This is a genomic window from Actinomycetota bacterium, from assembly GCA_014360655.1.
In the GTDB taxonomy this organism is placed as follows: Bacteria; Actinomycetota; Geothermincolia; order Geothermincolales; family RBG-13-55-18; genus JACIXC01.
On the sequence record JACIXC010000017.1, the window covers coordinates 31697 to 54624 of the forward strand.

The following is a 22928-nucleotide window of genomic DNA, read 5'->3' on the forward strand; positions in this document are numbered from 1 at the left end:
CATTGCTCGGCAGAAATCCCGCTAATGTGAACAGTCGGCGGCGGATTGTCCCTTGAGAAAGGAGGAGATATGGGTGCAGCAGAGGAGACCTTCATCACGCCCGTGGTCCCCATGGACTTCACCTACAATTACCGCATCGGCCCCTACATGACGCGTTACCTGGAGGGTTTCAAGGAGAAGAAGATACTGGGTTCCAGGTGCCCGGGGTGCAAAAAGATCGCCGTCCCGCCGCGCAAGTACTGCGGGGTGTGCAACAAGGTCATGGAGGAGTTCGTGGAGCTTCCGCAGGAGGGGACGCTGGAAAACTTCACCGTGGGGCACGTGGTCCTGGAGAAGGGCGCGCTGAAGCCGGCGGAGGCCCCCTACCTGCTGGGCCTCATCCGGCTGGATGGGAACGCCTCCCTCCTCCTGGCCAGGGTGGAAGGGCTCGATCCCGCGGAGGCGCGGCCGGGGTTGCGGGTGAAGGCGGTCTGGAAGGACGAGGTCGAGGGGGACTACGGCGACCTCGACCATTTCACGCCGGCCTGAGGGGGGTGAGGGCATGGACAGGAAGGTAGCCATCGTGGGTTTCCGCGTGATGAGCGCCCCGGACCTGGTGACCACGCGCGAGCGCCTCGTCTTCGAGCTCACCCGGGGTCTCTTCGACGACCTGGGCATCGACCGCCTCGACGTGGACACCACCATCATCGACTCCAACGATTTCCTGGACGGGCGCACCATCTCCAACGTCTTCCTGGACGGGCCCGCCGGGGCCTACATGCGGGACGAGAGCAAGGTCGAGATGGACGGCGTAAACGCTTTGATGTACGCGTGCATGCGCATCCTCTCGGGGCAATACCGCACGGCCATGGTGGTGGCGCTGGGGCTCACCGGAAGCCAGGTCAGCCCCTACCTGCACATCGATTACACCCTGAGCGCCCACTATGACCGCCAGGTGAAGCTGCTCAACGAGCTCAGCGGCGCCGCCCTGCAGGCCCGCGCCTACCTGGCGAAGTACGGTTACGGCGAAGAGCTCCTGGACGAGGTGGCGGCACAGGCCCTGGCCAACGCCGCCCGCGACCCCTTCCAGGCCAGGCGCCTCTCCGGCGTGGACAGGGAGAAGGTAGCCGCCTCGGCCCATTATTACGAACCCCTGCGGGAGCTGCACTGCTACCCGCCCACCGACGGGGGGTGCGCCATGCTCCTCGCTTCCGCGGAACGGGCCCGGGAACTGACCGACAAGCCGGTGTGGATCCTGGGCATGGGACAGAGCATCGAGACGTTCTACATCGGCGAACGCGACCTCGCGGTGTCGCGCTCCACCTCCCAGGCGGCGGAAAGGGCGTACTCCATGGCGGGAATCAAGAACCCGAGGGCAGAAGTGGACCTGGCGGAGATCTCGGCTCTCTTCGCCCACCAGGAGCCCCTGCTGGCGGAGGCCATGGGACTCCTGGAGGAGGGCAAGGCGGAAGAGGCCTACCGCTCCGGGGACACGGGCATCTCGGGCAAGCTCCCCCTCAACCCCTCCGGGGGCGCCCTGGGCGGCCATCCCATCTGCGCCACGGGGCTCATGCGCGTGGCCGAGGCGGTACGGCAGCTGCGCGGTGAGGCCGGAGATAACCAGGTGGGAAAGGCGGAGGTCGCCGTGGCGCACGGTCAGGACGGCATATGCGCCCAGCAGAACGCCGTCCTCGTCCTGGGGGTATAGGAGGTGATGGAGATGCGTAACGTGGCGATCGTGGGCATCGGGTACACCCCCGTCTTCGTGAGCAAGCGGCGGGACGTGTGCATCCCGGAGATGATCTCCGAGGCGGTGGAGAACGCCTTTAAGGATTCCGGCCTCACCCCCACGGACATCGATGCCGTGGTATTCGGGAACATGCAGACCTTCGAGGGGGTGAACCTGCCCCACCTCTGGTCGGCGGATTACATCGCCTCCCTGGGAAAGCCGGTGATGCGCATCGCCACCGGCGGGACCACGGGCATGTCCGCGTTCCACGCGGGATACTACCACATCGCCTCCGGGCTGCACGACGTGGTCATGGTGGTCACCTACGAGAAGCAGTCGGAGGGCGATTCGCAGGTGGGCCTCATGGGCATCATCACCCCGGAGATCATGGCCATGCTGGCCATGGGCATCGACGTAAGCGGCCAGAGCGGCATGGGGGCCATCGGGGGCGGCAGCGCGGGCGGCATCTCCTACCAGGCTTCCTCCTACCTGGCGCACTCCGGTGCGGGTATCGAGCACATCGACGCCGTCGCCGCCATGGAGAGGCGCAACGCCGCCAAGAACCCCTACGCCCACCTCAAGGACCCCGAGGCCACGGCGGAGAAGATCGCCCAGACACAACTGATATCCTACCCCATCCGCTTCGGACATATCTGTCCCACCTCCGACGGGGCCACCGTGTGCATCCTGGCCTCGGAGGAGAAGGCGGCCAAGCTGGTGGACAGGGCGGCCTGGGTATGGGCGGTGTCCAACTGCTGCAGCGACGCCACCACCGGGAACCTCATCGAGGGCATCATCACCGATCCCGCGGAGCAGATGCCGGCGGTCATCGCCTCGCGACAGGCCTATGAGAGGGCCGGCATAGAGGATCCCAAGAAGGAGATAGACTACGTGGAGATCTACAACGGCTTCGCCCACCAGACCCTCATGTTCCTGGAAAAAGTCGGTATGTGCGAGGTGGGGGAGGCCCACAGGCTCCTGGAGAAGGGGGAGCTGGAGATGAGCGGCCGCCTGCCGGTGAACGCCTCCGGCGGTGTGGTGAGCACCAACGCCATCGGGACCTCGGCCATGAACCGGGTGACGGAGTGCGCCCTGCAGATCATGGGGAGGGCGGGCGAGCACCAGGTGGAGAAGGAGGTGCACAAGGCCCTGGCCCACGGCTGGGGAGGCCTCATGCAGTACGTGACCATCACCATCCTGGCGGACAAGCCCAAGAAGCTATGAGGAGGTGAGGGGGATGGAAGAGACCAGGATCGTCAACGCCACGTGGGACCTCTCCACGTTCAGGTTCCGCATCGAGGGAAGCGGCCTTAAGCGCATGCTGGAGGCGATGAAGGAGGCCAGGCTGGTGGGCTCCCGGTGCGGCCGGTGCGGTACCGTTTACCTCCCGGCCAACTTCTACTGCCGCAAGTGCCACGTGCCCGTCGAAGAGCCGGCGGAGGTCAGCGATCACGGTGAAGTGATGAGCTACACCATCGGATACGCGGACGTGCGCGGCAATCCCCTCGAAGTGCCGAACGTCTCCCTCATGGTCAAGCTGGACGGGAGCGACACCTGGATCATGGGCGTGGGCCAGGAGATGAAGCCCGAGGAAGTGCACATCGGTATGCGGGTCAAGGTCAAGTGGAGCGAGGAGAGGACGGGCTCACTCCAGGACATGCGGAGTTTCGTCCCCGAGTGACCCGGCGCGGGGATTCCGGCACGGTTGACCCGGAATGGGTGATCCGGCACGGGGGGGCAGGGAGGAGAGCGATGGGTGTCGAGGGAGGAGGCTACGCCCCCTCCCTTCACCTTCCCCTTTCCCTTCTTCCGGCCCGGGGCCTCAGGGTAACGGTCTCGCTCGGCGCCGCGTTCCTTTCTCGTAGATCCGAGGCCTTGGGAAAGGCGTCCTCGCTGCGACCGACCCTGTAGTTCCCCGGGCTTGGTGGTTGCGTATATGTGCTTCTTCCGGCCCGGGGCCTCAGGGTAACGGTCTCGCTCGGCGCCGCGTTCCTTTCTCGTAGATCCGAGGCCTTGGGAAAGGCGTCCTCGCTGCGACCGACCCTGTAGTTCCCCGGGCTAGTTGGGTGGGAATATGAAGGCCGCTTGCGATGTCGCTCGCCCGACCCCGGACCCGGCCCGGGTGGGTGGTCCAGTAAAGGCTCGCTGCGACCGACCCGGTCGTTCCCGGCCTTGCTGGGTGCGTATCCGTACTTCCTTCAGCGGCCAAGTGCCGACATGTACGGGCTCACCATCCATAGGCGGTAGGGTGCTTACAGAGGGAGGCGCTTATCCGCTTCGGGAAGGAGGACCTGGGCGCGCGGGATGTACATGCTCTGGATACTCCTGCCGGGGGCGATGTCGCGCAAGGTGCGGGAGACAGGGTGTTCGCCGAGGATAAGGGAGGCGGTACCGGGACGGAAGCTCCTCCCCAGGGAGCTGGAGATCCCCTTCACGGAGGTGTAGAGCAAGTCGTCACCCTTAACCGAATAGGTGTTGAGGTCGAAGTAGGTCTTCATCCTGGGTAGCGATTTTTTTACCCGCAGGGTGAGTATATGTTCCCCGTTCTCAACCAGCGCGCAGGTGACGTGCTCCTCGTCCTCGTCGAAGGTTATGTCGGCGAGGAACTTGGGATAACCCCAGATGTCGATGCCCGCGTGCAGGGCGGTCTCAGTGGTCACCGGGAGCTGCCATACGAAGGCCTCGTAGGAGAAGGAGACCGCCATGCGCATGGCCGGCAACAGGGGCGGGTTAAGGCGGGGCCGGTAGCGGACCGGGACGGCGACGGCCAGCTCCCTGTAGGGCCCGATGCTGGTGTCCCGGTAGTCGAAGGCCATGACCGCCAGCAGGCCCTTTCCGGGAAAGACCTCGGCCGGCACCAGCTTGGAGGTGGGGAGAAGCCCGCGCAGTTGCGGGGTGGGGGCGGCGAAGATGCCCGCCGCCGCAAAGACGTCACGGTAGATGATGGGGACTGCGCAGGTGCCTCCGGTTATCTCCACCTCGCGCTGCGCAACGTGCCCGAAGATATCTCCCTCCATCGCTCCTCCTTTCCCCTGTTCGCGCCGTGTCCCTGCGTATCCGTCCTTCTTCCGACGGCCGGGCCTCAGGGTAACGGTCTCGCTCGCAGGCTCGCTGCGACCGACCCGGTCGTTCCCGGCCTCAGTCGTGTGCGTGTCCGTACCTGGGCGCTTGTGTACCCGGGAGAACGACCTTGGGCGTGACCGACGATAATATATTTTTCTTCCCCGTTTCGTTTGCGGCGTAAACCGGAGTGTCCGGGAGGGATCGTTTGCGGGGCGGGATCGTATCCGGGAAGGGATCAGTACTTCATGAGACTGCCGACCCTGCGGGCGTGGTTTACTGCCAGGCGGAAGAGAAGAAGTCCCAGGGGAAGGAGCACCAGGTCGATGAGGGCCAGGGCCAGCAAGTCGTCGGCGAGGGCCGCGTAACCCTGGGCACGCAGCAGCGCTCCCCGTATCCCCTCAAGTGACCAGGTAATGGGCAGAAGGCGCGCCAGGGCCTGCAGCCATCCGGGCAGGACGGAGAGAGGATAGAAGACACCTCCCAGAAGGATGGAGAGGCTGCTCACGACCCAGTTCACAGGGTCGCCGCGCTTGAAGACTATGATGAAGCTGGCGGAGATTATCCCCAGGGCGGCATAGGCGGCGACGGTGAGGGCAAGCAGGATGAGGGCCGCTACAACGTTGGCGCCCGCGTAGCTCACACCGAAGGCCGCCCCCACGAGCAGGAAGGCGAAGACCGAAAGCGAGGTGAAGACGAAACGCCAAAGTGAGGAGGAGAGGACGATGGTGGTGAGGGATGTGGGCGTGGCGAGCATGGCTTCAAGGGTCCCCATCATCTGCTCCTCGCGCACGCTCTCGGCGAAGGAGCCCAGGCCGGCGCGCAGGTACATGGCCATGGCCATCCCCACCAGCGCGAAGGAGAAGTAGTCGCCGGCGGAATCCCGCACCGTTTCCGGGTCGACGATCTTGCCCAGGAAGTAGAACACGGATATGGTCACGACAAGCCCCGCCAGGGAGAGGAAGAAGTTAAAGCGGTAGCTGATCTCGATGAGGAAGTCGCGCTTGAGGAAGGCGAGAGCCTTTCTCATGGCCCGGCCTCCCCGTGATCGGAGACGGAGTGGGCGGGCCGCATGGCGCGGGCAGGCCGCGGCACACTTAAAAGGCGGGGATAGAAACCGCCTCTGCCTGCAGCGGCCGGTCCGGGATCACGCATAGCCCCTCCTGTAACCTTCCTCCTCTATTTCCATTTTATGGATAAAGATGTCTTCCAGGGCGGCGTCCGCGCCCAACTCCCTCCGTCCCTCCTCCAGGAGCCGGGAGAGAGGACCGGCGAAGAGGACATGTCCCCGGTGCAGGAGGACCACGTCCCGGCAGAGCCTTTCCGCCTCGCGCATGTCCTGGGTGGCGAGGAGCACCGTCTTGCCCCTCCTTCCCGCCAGCTCCTCCCTTATGAAGCACTGAAGGGGCAGGGCGGCCTCGGGGGAGAGAGAGCGTGTCGGCTCGTCGAGCAGCAGGAGGTCCGGGTCGTGCAGGAGGGCGCGGGCCAGCGCCATCCTCTGGCGCATGCCCGCGGAGTGATCGGAGAAGGGCACGTCGAGGACCTCATCCAGCCCCAACAGCTCCGCCAGCTCGCGCGTGCGCTCGGCGGTGGCGCGCGCGCCCATCCCGTGCAGCGAGGCGAAGAATTCCAGGTTCTGCCTGCCGGTGAGCCTCCAGTAGAAACTGCGCTCCTCGCCGATGGCCATGCCCAGCCTGCCCCTGGTCTGCGTCCCCCCTCCGCCCGCGTCCTTTCCCCATACCAGCACGGACCCCGAGGTGGGGAGGAGCAGGCCCGCGGCGATCCTGATGAAGGTGGTCTTCCCGGCGCCGTTGCTTCCCAGAAGGCCGCAGACCGTCCCCCTCTCGACGGCGAAGCTCACCCCGTCCAGGGCGCGCACCACGCCCCTTTTCCAGGCCGGCAACAAGAGGGAGCGCATGCCCGCCCCGGGGCGCGGGTAGTCCTTCACCAGGTCGACCGCCTCAAGGGCCTTCCCGCTCACGTCCTCCCTCTCGTGTCGCAGCCGCCATCCTCAACGCTTCCGGCGCTCATATCCTCAGCCTGGAAAAAGGCACCAGTTGCTCGTATTCCACCAGGGCGGCCATGGCCTTGGAGTAGGTATCCACCCCCATTTCCTCCGCCGCGGCGGGAGGGTTGAGGCCTCCCGCCACGACCAGCCCCGCACGGTCCTTCCCCGCCGGGACCTCCAGGCACGGTTGACCCGGCTTTCCCAGCACCGCCATTCCCCCCAGGCCCGCGGCCCTCATCTTGGCGAGCAGACCGGCCACAACCTCGACGGCGCTCGCGGGGACCTGGCGGAAGGAGGCGCATACCCTGCCGTTGCCCACGGTGGCCGCGGCGTGCACCCCGGTCATCTTGCCCTTGATGAAGATCTCGATGGGGTCCAGGGTGGAGCCCGCGTAGCTGATGATCTCGGTGAAACGCCTCGGCGCCCCGTCCACGATCTCCAGCAACCCCCCGAAGGTGGATTCCACGGGTATCCCGTGCCGGAGGAGAACGGCGTTCAGGGTCACGCTGCACACCGTACCCCATCCCACCATGCCTGCGGGCACTTCGACATCACCCACCTTCTCACCGGCTTCCGCGCGGATCACGAGGTCCGATAGACAGAGCCCGGCCGCGAAGGCGGGACGCATGGCCTCCATGGCGCGCGTCTCCTGCTCCCGAGGGAGGAAGGTGACGTTGACCACCACCCTTCCCCGGCGGCCTTCCAGGTCGAAATGGGCGCGGCAGGCGAGGTCGTCTATGCGCGCGTTGACGAAACCCACGCGGTCTACCGCGAGCGCGCCCTCCACCTCCCGCTCCCCCTTTTCTGTGAGGAGGCGCCCGTTCCTTCCCACCAGGCGGGTGAAGCCGCGCTCGTCGAGGTGGAGCAGGTGATAGCGGACGGTCCTCTCGTTCAGCTCCACGCCGCGGCGGGCGAGTTCCTGGGAGATTGAGCGTGCGCCAAGGGGCCGCCCCGCCTCCTGCAGGATCTCGAGTATGGCAAGGGTTTTCCTTTCAAGTGCCCTCTCGTGTCCCATAATCGGCAATCCTTTTCCGACAACCGGGCTTGACACGGCCTTATGATGGCTTAATATAGGCAATAGGTCACCTATTGCCTATATTATAGATCATTTCTGGCGGACGGTAAACAGCCGCCGGCGGAACGTGGCCGGAGGCGAATGACCGCTCGAAGTTATGGTCAGCGAGCGCGTTTATATTTATTATGTGTAGTTGGTTGGCGGGCGAGGGCCGGGCTTCTCCCGTTCAGCGCATCAACCTGGTGACGGCAAGTCTGTCGATGGACGGAGCCTGCTTTCTCCCGTAAGGGGTTTACGGCCCGCGAGGAGAGGAAAACATCGCGTTTTCCCGGGACGAGAGGTGAAGCCAGTGATCCGAATCGTGCCGAGAGAGGAATACTGCATAGGGTGCCGCCTCTGCGAGATACACTGCATCGTGCAGCATTCCAAGAGCAAGAACATCATCAAGGCCTTCAAGCGGGAGCGGAGGCCGGTGAAGAGGGTGGAGGTGGAGGAGCACGGCCACGTTTCCTTCGCCCTGCAGTGCCGCCATTGCGAGGAGGCGCCCTGCATCACCGCCTGCCTCTCCGGGGCCATGCAGCGCGACAGGGCTTCCGGGGCGGTGGTCCACGACCCCGAGCGCTGCGTCGGCTGCTGGACGTGCATCCTGGTGTGCCCCTACGGGGCCATACGCCGCGACGGCGAGGAGCGCAGGGTGGTGGGCAAGTGCGACCTCTGTCCCGACCTCGAGGTGCCCGCCTGCGTGGCCAACTGCCCCAACGAGGCCCTGGTGCTGGTCGAGGAGTAGGCCATGAAAAGTTACCGTTACGCCGTGATAGGGAACTCCGCCGCCGCGGTGAACGCCTGCGACGCCATACGCTCCCTCGACGGGGAGGGCTCCCTGGCCGTGTTCAGCGAGGAGAGGTACCGCTGCTACTCGCGGCCCCTCATCTCCTACCTGGTGGCGGGGGAGGTAAGCGCGCACGGCATGTACTACCGCCCCGCCAGGTATTACCAGAATATGGGAATAGATTTTCACGCGGGCGTAAAGGTGACCTCGCTCGACCCTGCCGGACACCTGCTGGTCACCCGGGAGGGAGAGAAGGTGAAGTGGCGCAAGCTCCTGCTGGCCACGGGCTTCCGGCCTTTCATACCGCCCATCGAGGGCCTCGAGGAAGTCGACTACCTCACCTTTGTGGACTGGGACGATGCCAAGCGCATGCTGCGGCTCACCGCGAAGCCCGTAGCTTCACTGGTCATCGGTGCCGGGCTCATCGGCATGAAGGCCGCCGAGGCCCTGCACGCAAGGGGCAGCGCGGTGACGGTGGTGGAGAAGATGGAGCGAGTCCTTCCGCTGGCGCTGGACGAGAGGGCATCGGCCATGGTGTCCGAGCGCTGCCGGCGGGAGAACATCGGGATAATAACCGGGCAGAGCGTCTCCCGCCTGGAGCCGCGGGGCGGCCACCGCGGCAAGGCCGTGCTGGAGGACGGCTCGGAGGTGCCCTTTGACCTGCTGGTGGTGGCGGTGGGTGTGCGGCCGCGCGTGGAGCTGGCCGAGGAGGCCGGGCTCGAGTGCGCTGGCGGGGTGCTGGTGGATAAGCACCAGCGCACCTCCCACGAGGACGTCTTCGCCGCCGGCGACGCGGTCAAGGCCATGGACCTGGTGCGGGGCGAGCCGGCGGTCAACGCCCTCTGGCCCATCGCGGCCCTGCAGGGGAAGTACGCCGGGATGAACATGGCCGGGCGGGAGGTCCCGTATCCCGGCGGCAACTCCATGAACGCGGTGGAGTTCTTCGGGCTGCCGGTGCTCTCCGCCGGGGTGGTGAACCCCCCAGATGCCACCTACGAGGTGATCACCCGGCAGGGGGACGACGGCGACTACCGCAAGGTGGTTCTGCGCGGCGACGTGCTGGTGGGCATGCTGGTCGCCGGTAACATCGAGCGCGCCGGCATCCTCACCTCGCTCATCCAGGAGAGGGCCAACGTGAGGAGGGTGAAGGGCTTCCTACTCGAGGAGGGGTTCGGCCACATCCACTTCCCGCGCTCCGTGAGGGAGGAACGCATAATCGAGGCCGTGGCCGGGTTGCCGAAGCCCGCCGGGGAGAAGGCCGGCGCTGGGAAGGGGAAGGCCAGGGCGGACAGAGGCAAGGGGAGGGCACGGTAAGATGCTGAGGAACGAGATGCCGGGAAACGCTCGCCTGCGCGACGACAAGGATTTCTCCGCCTGCTCCATCTTCGGCATGATGAACTTGCGCGGGGAAAAGTTCAACGGCGAGCCGGTGATGACCGCCATCGCCAACATGAAGGAGAGGAGCAACGGCCTGGGGGGCGGCTTCGCCGCCTACGGCATCTACCCCCAGTACGCGGATCTCTACTGCTTCCAGTTGATGTACGACGACGGGGGCGCCAGGGAGGAGACGGAGGAATTTCTCAAGGAATCTTTCTCCGTGGAAGGGGCGGAGGTCATCCCCACCCGCGCCTGCGAGGGCGTGGAAGACCCGCCGCTTCTCTGGAGATATTTCCTGCAGCCGCGCGAGGCCCTGGTCTGCGAGGCGGCGGACGTCGACGATTTCGTGGTGCGCGCGGTCATGCACATCAACGTGCGCATAGACGGCGCCTTCGTCTTCTCCAGCGGCAAGAACATGGGGGTCTTCAAGGGGGTGGGTTTTCCCGAGGACATCGGGCGCTTCTTCCGCCTCGAGGAATACGAGGGGTATATATGGGTGGCCCACGGCAGGTTCCCCACCAACACCCAGGGATGGTGGGGCGGCGCCCATCCCTTCAACATCCTGGACTGGTCGGTGGTGCACAACGGGGAGATCTCCTCATACGGCATAAACCGGCGCTACCTTGAGATGTTCGGGTACATCTGCACCCTGCACACCGACACGGAGGTCATCGCCTACGCCGTGGACCTCCTGGTGCGCCGCCACGGGCTTTCCGTGGAGGACACGGCCAGGGTGCTGGCCGCCCCCCTGTGGACGGAGATAGACCGCATGCCGGAACGGGAGAAGGAGCTGCACACCGCCCTGCGGCAGACCTACGGGTCCCTCCTGCTCAACGGGCCCTTCAGCGTCATCATCTCCAACCGCGGGCAGATGATCGGCCTCACGGACCGCATCCGCCTGCGGCCCCTGGTGGCGGGGCGCAACGGGGATTTCATGTACATATCCTCGGAGGAGGCTCCCATGCACCTGGTCGACGACACGCTGCGCGAAACCTGGATACCGCAGGGTGGAGTGCCCATCGTGGCAGAATTGGAAGAATATACCATGAAAGAAGAGGAGGAGGGCGCCAGGGTGCTCTCCCTGCGCGGCCCGGATCCCGCCTGAACGAACGGAGGTCGCTGGCTTGAAGAGCTATATCCTGCCGCAATATCTCGTCGAGCGCGACGATTACCGCTGCATCCGCTGCGAGGTCTGCGTGCGCCAGTGCGCCTTCGACGTGCACTGGTACGACGACGAGGAGGACGCCGTCTTCGCCGACGAGAGCAAGTGCGTGGGGTGCCTGCGCTGCGCCACCCTCTGCCCCACCAACGCCCTCGTGGTGCGGCACAACCCCACCGAGCACCCCCCCAACGCCAACTGGACCCGGGACGTCCTCCAGAACATCTACAAGCAGGCGGAGACGGGCGGGGTGCTGCTCACCGGCATGGGCTGCGACCGCGACTATCCCATCTACTGGGACCGCATCGTCCTCGACGCCAGCCAGGTGACCAACCCCTCCATAGACCCCTTGCGGGAACCCATGGAGCTGCGCACCTTCCTGGGCGCCAAGCCCGACTCCCTGCAGGTGGCGAGAAAGGGCGGGAGGCCGTCACTGCAGACGAAGATCACGCCCCAGCTGCGCCTGGAGACCCCCATCATGTTCTCGGCCATCTCCTACGGGGCCATCAGCTTCAACGCCTGCGAGTCGCTGGCCCGCGCCGCGACCGAGATGGGTACCTATTACAACACCGGCGAGGGCGGGCTCCACAGGGACCTCTACAAGTACGGGGACCACACCATCTGCCAGGTGGCCTCGGGCCGCTTCGGGGTTCACGCCGATTACCTGGAGGTGGCGGCGGCGCTGGAGATAAAGATCGGGCAGGGGGCCAAGCCGGGCATAGGCGGCCACCTCCCGGGTGAGAAGGTCAGCGCGGAGATATCCCGCACGCGCATGATCCCCAAGGGGACGGACGCCCTCTCGCCGGCGCCACACCACGACATATATTCCATCGAGGACTTGGCCCAGCTCATCTACGCCCTGAAGGAGGCCACTCACTGGGAGAAACCGGTATCGGTTAAGATAGCCGCCGTGCACAACTCGGCGGCCATCGCCTCGGGCATGGTGAGGGCGGGGGCGGACATCATCGCCCTGGACGGCATCCGCGGCGGTACGGGGGCAGCCCCCACCATGATCCGTGACAACGTGGGCATCCCCATTGAGCTGGCACTGGCCGCGGTGGACGACCGCCTGCGCCAGGAGGGAATACGCAACCGCGCCTCCATCGTGGTGGCGGGGGGCATCCGTTCTTCCGCCGACGTCATCAAGGCCATCGCCCTGGGGGCGGACGCGGTGTACATAGGGACGGCGGCACTGGTGGCCATGGGCTGCCACGTATGCCAGAAATGCTACACCGGCAAATGCAACTGGGGCATCGCGACGCAGGACCCCTATCTCTCGAAGCGCCTCAACCCGGAGGTGGGCGCGCGCAGGCTGGTCAACCTCCTCACCGCCTGGTCCCACGAGATCATGGAGATGCTGGGGGGAATGGGCATCAACGCCATAGAGAGCCTGCGCGGCAACCGGCTGCGCCTGCGGGGAGTGGGACTCTCCCAGGAGGAGCTGGACATCCTGGGCATCAAGCACGCCGGCGCCTGAGAGCGCCCTTTTGTTACCGGGACCGAATGGCGTGGGGTTCACGTGGCTTTGCGGCGGACGGTGGGGCGAGCGCGGCAGCGGGGAGATGAAGAGCAGGCGGTCAGCGGAAGTAGCGGGCAAGGCCGCTCTTGCTCGCAACGCTTGAGGAACAAACGGCGCGCGCGTAAGGTCGAAGGTGAAAAGGGAAAACACGGAAAGCGAAGAAGAAAACAGAAAGAGCGGAAGGGAAGAGAGCAAGGACGAGGATGGTGAGGGGATGAAGATCGAGGTCGATCACCACGCGGGCCTGCCCGGCGTTTTCGTGCGCGTCGACGGGAAGGTGAGGATAAACGCCCGCCAGCTCCACTACCGCGAGCTGAACAACATGATCAAGGGAGCGGCCGCGGAGGGCGCGGAGGAGATCGTGGTCGACAACGTCTACGGCCAGCGCTACATCGGCTCCGGAGTGCGCAGGGCGGTGAACATCACCGTGCACGGCGTGCCCGGGAACGACCTTGGCGCCTTCATGGACGGCCCGCGCATCACCGTGGACCGCAACGCCCAGGACGGGGTGGGGAACACCATGAACAACGGGGTCATCGTGGTGCACGGGCGGGCCGGCGACATCGTGGCCATGGGCATGCGGGGCGGGAAGATCTTCATCCGGGACGGCGTGGGCTACCGGGCCGCCATCCACATGAAGGAGTACCGCAAGTACCGCCCCGTGCTGGTCATCGGCGGCGAGACGCAGGATTTCCTCGGCGAGTACATGGCGGGAGGGCTCGTCATCGTCCTGGGCCTGGGAAATAAGGGAAAGGCGAGATTCGGAGCCCGTCATATAGGCACGGGGATGCACGGAGGGCTCATCTTCCTACGCGGGGAGGTGGAGGAGCACCAGCTGGGCAAGGAGGCGGCGGCCGTCCCGGCGGGCGATGAAGACAAGGCGCTGATAGAACCTTACGTGGAGGAATATGCGGGTTATTTCGGAGGGGACCCCGGGGAGATACTGCGCTCCGATTTCCTCAAGATCCAAGCCAGGTCACACCGGCCTTTCGGCGGCCTCTACGCCTATTGATCCCGGCCGGGAGGGAAGGTTTCGCACCGGGATCTCGTGCTTCCGATCACCCGATATCTCGTTACGTTCCACCTTCCTTGCGGACGGTGTCCGGGCGTGTTTCCTCCTGCGCGGCGTCAGCCGGTGAATGGAGATCCCCCGGGTGAAGAGTATCCCTCTCATCATGGTGCAAAGGGCAGAATGTCGGTAGAGGATGATTTTCGGCGTGGGACCGCCCCGCCGTACATGGCCGGAGCGCGAAAGCGGGAGGACGGGGTCGGCGAAAGAAGGGGGGTGGACGGCCGCTGACCGGAAGGCAGCCCCCCGATGGTTTATGATAGTAGTATCTGTCAATGCGGGGATAAAGGTGCCGGAGGGCGTGTTTCTCCGCATATCATTGAGACGTGGCGGGCGCGGATCCGAAGTCGTGCTTGCGGATTGCTTGGCGGCGGAGAGGACATGGCAGGGATGAAAGTCTACCTGTTGTCCCCCGGGGAGAGGGGACGGTATTTTGCGGACATCCTCGGGAATGATTTCCACCTGGTGATATATGACAAGACATCCGTCGATCGGGCCTCCCCCGGGGACGTGGTCCTTGTCGACCTCGCGGACCATGCGGGCGACTGGAAGGAGGAGATGAACGCGCTGAGGGGTTCCCTGCAGGAAGGAGTGAAGATCCTCGGCGTGCTGCGCTACGAGCAGATGAGAAGGCTGGCGAAGGAGGACCCGCTGGACGACTTCTTGCTCGAAGGATCGACGGGCGAGGAGTTAAAGGCGCGCGTCCGCCGCTTGTTGCCCGGGGAAGCGGGCGCCCCTGCGCGGGATGAGGGCCTGGTGATAGACGAGGACCGCTACGAGGTGAGGGTTGACGGTTCCCCCGTGGAGCTCACCTACAAGGAGTTCGAGCTGCTGCGCTTCCTGGCCTCCCGGCCGGGAAAGGTCTTCACCCGCGAGGTGCTCCTGGAGCAGGTGTGGGGATACGATTACTTCGGCGGCTCGCGCACCGTGGACGTGCACGTGCGGCGCATCCGCGCAAAGATCGAGCGGGAGGGCCATACCTACATCCGCACCGTGCGCGGCGTCGGCTATATCTTCGAACCGGGCGAGAATGCCTGATCCATGCCTGATCCACGATCCTCCCGTGGCCGGTCTCGCGCAAGATACCGGTGGATCATGAGAGGGAATGGCGCCTTTCTTCACGAGGGTAGACCCCGCAAGCCCGGGGACCCGGAAGGGTTGTAACGGTGTCGGACCAGGAGGATGCTCCCATCCGGCAAACCCTGCCCGTGTCCGGTTCCCCGCTTCTTGATGAGAGCCAGCTCCTTTCCCGTGAAGGGCAATATATCCGCGTATCCGCCGCATCCGCGGCCACCGATGCCGTTTTCCGGCTATAACGATCGGCCGGTTTGCCGCCGTCGAACCCGTTGGGATAACGAGAAGGGATGTAATAGGCGTCCAGTACCTGGGCCAGGCTTATCAGTTCCTCCGGAATCTCCATCGCCTCACCCGGAGCCCGCAGGATGGCGCTTGCCGCGTGTCCCTAAACGGTGAGTTCATTTAAACCCCCTTACACCCGCTTCGTCGCGCCGGCGATCCTTGCGCCGGGGAGCAGGGAAGGAGACACGAGAGCCCGCGGGACCGTCAGGCGACATGCTCATGCCGATAAAGCGCTATTCCTCTTCGCCGGGCCGGGCCGGCTTCCCGGCGGCGTGCGGGAGTCCCCGCTTAACGATACGGAAACAGGCCCTTAACGGAGCTTTAATGGGGCCGCAACAAGCGAGAAACGGTGAGACCCTAGACTGGTGACAGCGGACGATAAGGATGTGGCCTTGAAGGAAGGGTGGTAAAAGATGGTAAAGGAAACGGGATGTGAAGAGGTATTGACCGCGCGAAGGAGAGGAGGTGAGGGCTCTTGAGGCGATGGTTCCTCGTTCTTATCCTGCTGGCTCTGATCATGGCGATCACCGCCGCACCCGCTTGCGCGCAGGAAGACAAGGAAGCCAAGCCGCCGCTGTTCATCCAGACCTCCCTGGATACGGTCTGGGTGCTGATCGCAGCGGCGCTGGTCTTCTTCATGCAGGCGGGGTTCTTTTTTCTGGAGGGCGGGCTGACCAGGGCCAAGAACGTCTCCAACGCCATGCTCAAGGGGGTGATGGATTTCTGCCTGGGTGCGCTGGTCTTCTGGGCCGTCGGCTTCGCCTTCATGTTCGGCGCCGACAGGGGAGGCTTCATAGGTGCGCGAGGTTTCTTTTCCAACCTCGCGAACCCGGAATGGAACGGGCTTCCGCTTTATGCCTTCCTTCTCTTTCAGATCGCCTTCGCGGGGGCCGCGGCCACCATCCTGGCGGGCGCGGTGTCGGAGCGCATTAAATTCTCCTCCTACTGCGTGGCGACGGTATGCATCACCGGGTTGATCTACCCCGTGGTCGGGCATTGGGTCTGGGCAGAGGGAGGATGGCTTTACCGGCTGGGCATGCTCGACTTCGCGGGTTCCGCGGTGGTGCATACCGTGGGAGGGGTATGCGCGCTGGTTGGCGCCTGGCTGGTGGGGCCACGGGTCGGGAAATATGGTCCAGATGGAAGGCCGAACGCCATACCGGGGCACAATATCCCCATGGCGGCTCTGGGCACCTTCATCCTCTGGCTCGGTTGGTACGGCTTCAACCCCGGCAGCACACTCAGCGCGACCCCGGCCATCGCCACAATCGCCATGACCACCACCCTGGCTGCTTCCGCCGGGGCCGCCGCGGCCATGTTCTTGACATGGATCCGGTACGGCAAACCCGACGTCAGCATGTCCTTCAACGGCGCTCTGGCGGGTCTGGTGGCCATAACCGCCGGGTGCGCTTATGTCAGCATGGCCAGCTCTGTGGCGATAGGCCTGGTGGCCGGCGTACTGGTCGTCTTCGCCGTCGAGTTCATAGACCGAAAGCTGAGAGTGGATGACCCCGTGGGCGCCATATCGGTCCACGCGGTCAACGGCATATGGGGGACCGTCGCCCTGGGCCTTTTCGCCCAGGCTTCCTACGGTGAGGCGAACGGGGTGGCTGTCGTGAACGGGCTGTTCTTCGGGGGCGGCGTGGCCCAACTGGGCAAACAGCTGCTGGGCGTCTTATCCGTGTTGGCCTGGGCGGCGGTGGCGGCGGGGATCCTCTTCTTCATCCTCAAGAAAACCATCGGCATCCGAGTGTATGAAGAGGGACAGAAGATCGGGCTGGACGTGACCGAGCACAACCTGGAGGCATACCCGGATTTCCAGCCCACGACCTCCGAGAAGGGGGTGTTGTGAGATGAAAAAAGTGGAGGCCATCATCAGGCCGGAGCGGCTGGATCCGGTGATGAAGGAGCTGCGCGATCTGGGTTACCCTGGCGTGACCATCACCGAGGTCAAGGGGCACGGCAAACAGAAGGGCGTGACCCATATGTGGAGGGGATCGGAGTACCGCGTGGAGTTCCTGCCCAAGCTCAAGCTGGAGGCGGTGGTGCTGGACGAGGACCTGCAAAGGGTGGTGTCCGCTGTGGTGCGCGCCGCCCGCACCGGCAACATCGGCGACGGCAAGGTCTTCATCTACGAGGTGGCCGACGCGGTGCGGGTACGCACCGGCGAGACCGGTTTCAACGCGATTTAACACGGATTTAACAGGCCGGAAAACGGTCAGAAACAGGCTTGGGAGAGAATTGAAATGAGGGCACGGAAGAGATAAAACGCCGCAAAGGGCGGGAGGGAAAAAGGAGGAAAAGAGATGACCGCCAAGGACAAGGAATACGTCCTGAAAACGGCGCGCGAGAACGACGTGCGCTTCATCCGCCTGTGGTTCACCGACATCCTGGGTTTTCTCAAGAGCTTCGCCATCACCATCGGCGAGCTGGAAGAGGCCCTGGAGGACGGCATGGGCTTCGACGGCTCGTCCATCGAGGGCTATGCCCGCATCGACGAGAGCGACATGATCGCCATGCCCGACCCATCCACCTTCGCCATCCTCCCATGGAGGCCGCGGGAGCACAACGCCGTGGGGCGCATGTTCTGCGATATCCTCCGGCCCGGCGGTGAGCCGTACGAGCGCGACCCCCGCTACATACTCAAGCGTAACCTGGCACGCGCGGCGGAGATGGGCTACACCTTCTACGTGGGCCCCGAACTGGAGTACTTCTACTTCAGGTCTCCGCAGGCGCCGGAGGTGCTGGACCGCGGCGGTTACTTCGACCTCACCCCCATGGACGTGGCGAGCGACCTGCGACGGGACACGGTCATCGCCCTGGAAGAACTTGGCATCGGCGTGGAATACAGCCACCACGAGGTGGGTCCCAGCCAGCACGAGATCGACATGCGCTACACGGATGCGCTCACCATGGCCGACAACGCCATGACCTTCCGGCTGGTGGTGAAGGAGATCGCCCTCCTCAACGGCCTGCACGCCACCTTCATGCCCAAACCCCTCTTCGGGGAGAACGGCAGCGGCATGCATACCCACATGTCCCTCTTCCAGGGGGAGAGGAACGCCTTCTACGACCCGGGAGACGAGCACCACCTCTCTGATGTCGCCAAGAAGTTCATCGCCGGCCTACTGCGCCACGCGCCGGAGATAACGCTGGTCTGCAACCAGTGGGTGAACTCCTACAAGCGGCTGGTGCCGGGTTACGAGGCGCCCGTCTATCTCACCTGGGCGGTGCGCAACCGCTCCGACCTCATCCGCGTGCCGGAGTACAAGCCGGGGAAGGAGAAGGCCACCAGGATAGAGTTCCGCTCCCCCGACCCGGCGTGCAACCCCTACCTGGCATTCGCGTGCATGCTGGCCGCGGGGCTGGAGGGCGTCGTCAACGACTACGAGCTTCCTCCCATGGTGGACCGCAACGTCTACGAGATGACGGAGGCGGAGAGGAGGGAGCTCAATATCGGCCAGCTGCCGGAGGACCTCTACGAGGCCATACAGTGCGCCGAAAGGAGCGAGCTCCTGCGCAAGACCCTGGGGGACCCCGTATTCGAGTCCCTCATCGAGAACAAGAAGATCGAGTGGGAGCGCTACCGCGCCCAGGTGACCGAGTGGGAGCTGGGCCAGTACCTACCGGTGCTGTGAGGCCCGAAACGACCAGGGAAAGGACGATGCCGGGCGCGGATGTCGTTCGGATGCGCGGCGTGGGGGCTCGGGCGGACCCCGTGCATGGGGACCCCGTGCATGGGAGAGTGCTCGCGGGGCTTTCCGGGTCCGGAGGCGGATATGTGGAAATAAATGGTTGAAGCCGCACGGCACGGACCTGGCAGGAACAGGTAGCACGAAGAGGCACCGGAGAGGTGGCGGGGATGAGGATCGCGTTGGCGCAGATAAACTCCACCGTGGGGGACCTGGAGGGGAATAGCGCGCTCATCCTGCAAGCCCTGCGCGAGGCGGAGAGGATGGGGGCCGACCTGGTCTGCTTCCCCGAGCTCTCCCTCTGCGGATATCCCCCCGAGGACCTGCTGCTCAAGCGGGATTTCCTGCTCTGCTGCGCCCGCGCCCTGAACGGGCTGGCGCGGGAAGTGGGAGACACTCCTGCCCTTGTAGGCGTGCCGGAGCTCGGCGAGGACGTTTTCAATTCCGCCGCCCTCCTGCACCGCCGCAAGGTCGCCGCCACGTACCACAAGTGCTACCTCCCCAGTTACGGCGTCTTCGACGAGAGCCGCTATTTTGCCCCCGGCAAGGAGGGACTGGTGGTGAGGGTGAGGGGCACGCGCGTCGGAATCACCATATGCGAGGACATATGGCATCCCGGTGGCCCCATGGAATGGGAGGTCGCCTTCGGTGGAGCGGAGGTGGTGGTGAACATCTCCGCGTCGCCCTATCACCGCGGCAAACAGGGCACACGCGAGCGCCTGGTGCGGTCAAGGGCCGCTGATGCCATGGCCGTCGTGGCCTACGTCAACTGCGTGGGAGGGCAGGACGAGCTGGTCTTCGACGGCGGCTCGCTCGTCGTGCACCCCCGCCATGGGAGACTTGCCTCTTCTCCTCGTTTCCAGGAACACTTGCTGCTTCACGACCTGGATACGGCCGGGCTGTGGGCCGGGAGGATGTCCAGACCCCTGCACAGGTACGCGAGACAGGGCGCTCTCCCCGGGACGACGCGGGTCATCGAGCTGGACGGACAACGGGGTCCGTCCGCGGGGGAGTGCCCACCCCTGAATATACCGGATGAGGCGGCGGACATAGCGGAGGAAGAAGAGGAGGTGCTGCAGGCGCTGTTGTTGGGATTGCGCGATTACGTGCGCAAGAACGGCTTCCGGGAGGTGGTGATAGGGCTCTCAGGCGGCGTGGATTCCTCCCTGGTCGCCGCCCTGGCGGTCATGGCCCTGGGGAGGGATCGCGTGCACGGCATCTTCATGCCTTCCCGCCTCACCTCCGACCTTTCCCGGGAAGGAGTTGAAAGGCTGGTGGCCGCCCTGGGCATTGAGATGGAAGAATATCCCATAAAAGGCATCCTCGCTTCCTATGTCCGCGACGCGGGGACGTCGTTGCGGGGAGAAGGCGAGAGCGTGGCTGTGGAGAACCTGCAGGCGCGCATCCGGGGGAACATCCTCATGGGTATCTCCAACAGCCGGGGGTGGCTCGTGCTGGCCACCGGCAACAAGAGCGAGCTCTCCATGGGATACTGCACCCTTTACGGGGACATGGCCGGTGGTTTCGCGCTCATCAAGGACCTGCTGAAGGGCGAGGTATATCGCCTTTGCAGACATGTCAACCAACGGGAGGGGAGGGAGATCATCCCCGCCGTGGTGCTGGAGCGGGAGCCTACGGCGGAACTGCGTGAGGCCCAGAGAGACAGCGACGCCCTTCCCCCGTACGAGCTGCTGGACCCCATCCTCGAGGATTACATAGAAAACGGGCTCACGGTGGAGGAGATGTCCGCCAGGGGGTACGAGCGCGCTCTCGTGGAAGAGGTGGTCCGGCGCGTGGACGCCAACGAGTACAAGCGCCGGCAGGCCCCCGTGGGCATCAAGATCACCACGCGCGCCTTCGGCCGCGACTGGCGCCTCCCCATCTCCGTTCACCGTTGACGCCAGAATCCCCGCATCCACGGCGGCGGCCGGGTTTACTCGCCTGCACGGTTGGAAATATAATCGCCGTGTAGGTGGCGGACTGGCCAAGACGGAAGGCATAGGTCGGGGGGTCGATGAGATGGCCATGGAGCATGACCTGGCGGAAGCCGAATCCTTCATCAAGGAAGGGCAAGCCCTCGCGGAGAAGTACAGGGCGTCCGATTTGCGTGATCTTGACGCGCCGGCATCCGACACCTCCCTGCTGATACTGTTCACCTCCTGGAGGGGAAGGGCGATGAGGTTCGTGCACCTGCAGACGGGCGCCCACAGCGAATCGTCACAGGCCTTCTCCAGGAACTGCGGGGCCGGGGGCAGCTACAGCGACATACTTGCCGGGATCAAGGAGCTGGAGAAGGTGAAGCAGGGCATTCTCGACGGGGTCTTCGAGCGCAAAGGCGTCGAACTGTTCATCTTCCATCCCGGCGCGGAAAATCCCTGATCCGGAAATATTTACGTAACATCGTCGCCTCTCCCATCTCGGACGTGGATGAATCCCCGCACGTCCGCCATTCACGCGGCACGCCCGCTCCGGCCATGCTGCGGCAAGGGTCCTTCTCCCGCATCCTTACAGCGCGGAGACGGTCGCGAAGCGGAAAGAGACGAAAGGAGAGAGATTCCGGGCGGCCGGCGGCAGCACCGGTCTTCGCGGGAACCCGCGCTTCAGATGCGCTTGAGGAAATCCCCCAAGGCGTGAATGAATGCCTCGAGATCGACGGGTTCCTCCTGGAGGATCTCCCACGGCATATCGTCGTCCACGCTGAGGCGAGAAACGGCGCTTCCAGGATATTTCTCGCCGTTTCGCGGCAGCTTTCGCGCGGCGATGACCGTACGGGCCACCGCGCTGCCGGACACGGGCGAAGCGCGGCGGGAAGAAGGGAGAGGCTTCGCGCGGCATCACCGTGTTCCATATCGGGCCACCGGTGGTCATTGCCGGGGGTGATATGACCACCCTTTTTTCGCGTGCGAGAGGACTACTTCCTGCGCACCGGGAACTGCAGCTCGGTTACCAGGTCCTCCTCCGACTTCACCGTGATGAGGTCGTTGTGGAAGACGGCCACTCCCGGCCCCATGAGCTCGTACCCGTTCTCGGAGATCCAGCGCATGAGCTTGAAGAAGGAGTCCTGCACCCCGGAGTGCGGCCCCTTGTGCACCAGGAAGGCCACTTCCTGGGCGGGCACCGTTTTCACACCGGCCTCCCCCGTCTCCGCCATGCGCTTTATCTCCTCCGGCGGTTCCAGTGGTCTCATGCTGCCTCCTGTCTTTATGCGTGAGGTCTTTCCATAAACGTGTTTTCCCGTGCCGACATGATTATACGCATGTCAAGGGCATCATCGCTAAACCCTTCCCGCGTGACGGCACGCACGTCGCGGTACATGTACGACGCTTCCCGGATGCCGGTTGCCGACAGCGCGGCCGGCACGAAGCAAGCCCTCGCGTTTCAGCTTGGGCCTGACCGCGTCCTTTCCGCCCAAGCGCCGCACACAAGCGACGCAACTTTTCATGGTCAGGCGACGGGCCGATAGCCACTGACCGCGGTGAGCCGGTCGAAGAATTCGTTCACGTGCTTCTTGTTTCTCCCGTAGTCGAACCACTGGAGGACGAAGACGCACTTGCTGACGGCGTGGATGCTGCCGTCCTGGAAGATGGTGATGTTCATGCGTTCCCCGTAGGAGAGCAGGCTGAAGGGGAACCTGACCTCGACCTGGTAAGGGGAGTACGCGAAAGCCCTCCACCCCAGGTCGGCCAGCGCCCGGCTGACGGCAGAGGCAAGGTAGTCGTGGTGGACATTGTACCTGCGTACCTCCTCGTATGCGGCGGGTAGTCCGAAAGCCATCTCTCTTTAACCTCCCTGTTTACGGAGCCTGCCGTCCTCGATGGTGACACCACCTGGCCCACGCGCTTCGCACATGCTACCAATTCTACAACCGACGTGCGCGTTCCGTCGCGGAGCGGGATTGAGGACCTGCCGAGCTCGAAGACGGCCTCGGTCACCTTTTCCTCGATCTCATCCATACCCTTCGCTTCGGAGACCAGACGTAGTGCCATGGTTCTCGGATCGAACATTTAGGAGATCAATCCTTTCCTCTTGTCGAATTGGCCTGCTTTGCCAGGATGATAGGGTGGTCTCCCAACCTCTTTCAACCCGAAAAGCGCCTACCGGAACGATACGGCATCGCTTGAGGGCCCTGTTGG

21 protein-coding genes are annotated in these 22928 nt (G+C 64.6%); 15 read left to right on the top strand and 6 right to left on the bottom strand.

Features of this window, described 5'->3' with window-relative positions; translation table 11 throughout:
• Positions 1-69 precede the first annotated feature (69 nt).
• From H5T73_10970 to H5T73_10985, 4 genes are read left to right on the top strand one after another with little or no spacing between them, the layout of a single operon-like run.
• Positions 70-528, top strand: a complete 459-nt coding sequence (locus H5T73_10970) for a Zn-ribbon domain-containing OB-fold protein (protein ID MBC7248282.1) — start codon at positions 70-72, stop codon at positions 526-528.
• Between the two features lie 13 nt (positions 529-541).
• Entirely contained in the window at positions 542-1687 is a 1146-nt protein-coding gene (locus tag H5T73_10975; protein MBC7248283.1) for a thiolase family protein, read from the top strand.
• A 6-nt stretch (positions 1688-1693) separates the two neighbouring features.
• Positions 1694-2932: a hypothetical protein gene (locus H5T73_10980; GenBank protein MBC7248284.1), complete on the top strand. Its 1239-nt coding sequence runs from the start codon at positions 1694-1696 to the stop codon at positions 2930-2932.
• Between the two features lie 13 nt (positions 2933-2945).
• The gene (locus tag H5T73_10985; protein ID MBC7248285.1) at positions 2946-3389 is read left to right on the top strand and encodes a Zn-ribbon domain-containing OB-fold protein; all 444 of its coding nucleotides are present in this window, start codon (positions 2946-2948) and stop codon (positions 3387-3389) included.
• 571 nt (positions 3390-3960) lie between these two features.
• On the opposite strand, the gene H5T73_10990 is transcribed toward H5T73_10985, so the two are convergent.
• The 4 genes from H5T73_10990 to H5T73_11005 form a co-directional block, all read right to left on the bottom strand.
• Positions 3961-4725, bottom strand: a complete 765-nt coding sequence (locus H5T73_10990; GenBank protein ID MBC7248286.1) for an acetoacetate decarboxylase family protein — start codon at positions 4723-4725, stop codon at positions 3961-3963.
• A gap of 281 nt (positions 4726-5006) precedes the next feature.
• Positions 5007-5798 carry an ABC transporter permease gene (locus H5T73_10995; GenBank protein ID MBC7248287.1) on the bottom strand — a complete coding sequence of 264 codons (792 nt, stop codon included), beginning with the start codon at positions 5796-5798 and terminating at the stop codon, positions 5007-5009.
• A 117-nt stretch (positions 5799-5915) separates the two neighbouring features.
• Positions 5916-6749 (bottom strand): ABC transporter ATP-binding protein, encoded by an 834-nt coding sequence (locus tag H5T73_11000; GenBank protein ID MBC7248288.1) that lies wholly within the window; start codon positions 6747-6749, stop codon positions 5916-5918.
• A gap of 46 nt (positions 6750-6795) precedes the next feature.
• Entirely contained in the window at positions 6796-7791 is a 996-nt protein-coding gene (locus tag H5T73_11005) for a DUF128 domain-containing protein (GenBank protein ID MBC7248289.1), read from the bottom strand.
• 349 nt (positions 7792-8140) lie between these two features.
• Here H5T73_11005 and H5T73_11010 point away from each other — a divergent pair, with 349 nt between their 5' ends.
• The 11 genes from H5T73_11010 (at position 8141) to H5T73_11060 (ending at position 21174) form a co-directional block, all read left to right on the top strand.
• On the top strand, positions 8141-8578 hold the full coding sequence (locus H5T73_11010) for a 4Fe-4S dicluster domain-containing protein (protein ID MBC7248290.1): 438 nt from the start codon (positions 8141-8143) through the stop codon (positions 8576-8578).
• Positions 8579-8581: 3 nt separating this feature from the next.
• Positions 8582-9934 (top strand): NAD(P)/FAD-dependent oxidoreductase, encoded by a 1353-nt coding sequence (locus tag H5T73_11015; GenBank protein MBC7248291.1) that lies wholly within the window; start codon positions 8582-8584, stop codon positions 9932-9934.
• A gap of 1 nt (position 9935) precedes the next feature.
• The gene (locus H5T73_11020) at positions 9936-11102 is read left to right on the top strand and encodes a glutamine amidotransferase family protein (protein ID MBC7248292.1); all 1167 of its coding nucleotides are present in this window, start codon (positions 9936-9938) and stop codon (positions 11100-11102) included.
• A 19-nt stretch (positions 11103-11121) separates the two neighbouring features.
• Entirely contained in the window at positions 11122-12633 is a 1512-nt protein-coding gene (locus H5T73_11025; protein ID MBC7248293.1) for an alpha-hydroxy-acid oxidizing protein, read from the top strand.
• 256 nt (positions 12634-12889) lie between these two features.
• Positions 12890-13687, top strand: a complete 798-nt coding sequence (locus tag H5T73_11030; protein ID MBC7248294.1) for a hypothetical protein — start codon at positions 12890-12892, stop codon at positions 13685-13687.
• Positions 13688-14134: 447 nt separating this feature from the next.
• Positions 14135-14782, top strand: coding sequence for a winged helix-turn-helix domain-containing protein (locus H5T73_11035; protein ID MBC7248295.1), 648 nt, complete (start codon positions 14135-14137; stop codon positions 14780-14782).
• Between the two features lie 838 nt (positions 14783-15620).
• A complete protein-coding gene (locus tag H5T73_11040) occupies positions 15621-16955 on the top strand; it encodes an ammonium transporter (GenBank protein ID MBC7248296.1) in 1335 nt (444 codons plus the stop codon).
• A 1-nt stretch (position 16956) separates the two neighbouring features.
• On the top strand, positions 16957-17295 hold the full coding sequence (locus tag H5T73_11045) for a P-II family nitrogen regulator (GenBank protein MBC7248297.1): 339 nt from the start codon (positions 16957-16959) through the stop codon (positions 17293-17295).
• Positions 17296-17409: 114 nt separating this feature from the next.
• Positions 17410-18741, top strand: a complete 1332-nt coding sequence (locus H5T73_11050) for a glutamine synthetase (GenBank protein MBC7248298.1) — start codon at positions 17410-17412, stop codon at positions 18739-18741.
• Between the two features lie 224 nt (positions 18742-18965).
• Entirely contained in the window at positions 18966-20693 is a 1728-nt protein-coding gene (locus H5T73_11055; protein MBC7248299.1) for an NAD+ synthase, read from the top strand.
• A 121-nt stretch (positions 20694-20814) separates the two neighbouring features.
• Positions 20815-21174, top strand: a complete 360-nt coding sequence (locus tag H5T73_11060; protein ID MBC7248300.1) for a hypothetical protein — start codon at positions 20815-20817, stop codon at positions 21172-21174.
• Between the two features lie 532 nt (positions 21175-21706).
• Here H5T73_11060 and H5T73_11065 read toward each other — a convergent pair.
• Both H5T73_11065 and H5T73_11070 read right to left on the bottom strand, forming a co-directional pair.
• Positions 21707-21982 (bottom strand): GyrI-like domain-containing protein, encoded by a 276-nt coding sequence (locus H5T73_11065; protein MBC7248301.1) that lies wholly within the window; start codon positions 21980-21982, stop codon positions 21707-21709.
• 257 nt (positions 21983-22239) lie between these two features.
• The gene (locus H5T73_11070) at positions 22240-22569 is read right to left on the bottom strand and encodes a hypothetical protein (GenBank protein MBC7248302.1); all 330 of its coding nucleotides are present in this window, start codon (positions 22567-22569) and stop codon (positions 22240-22242) included.
• Positions 22570-22928 lie beyond the last annotated feature (359 nt).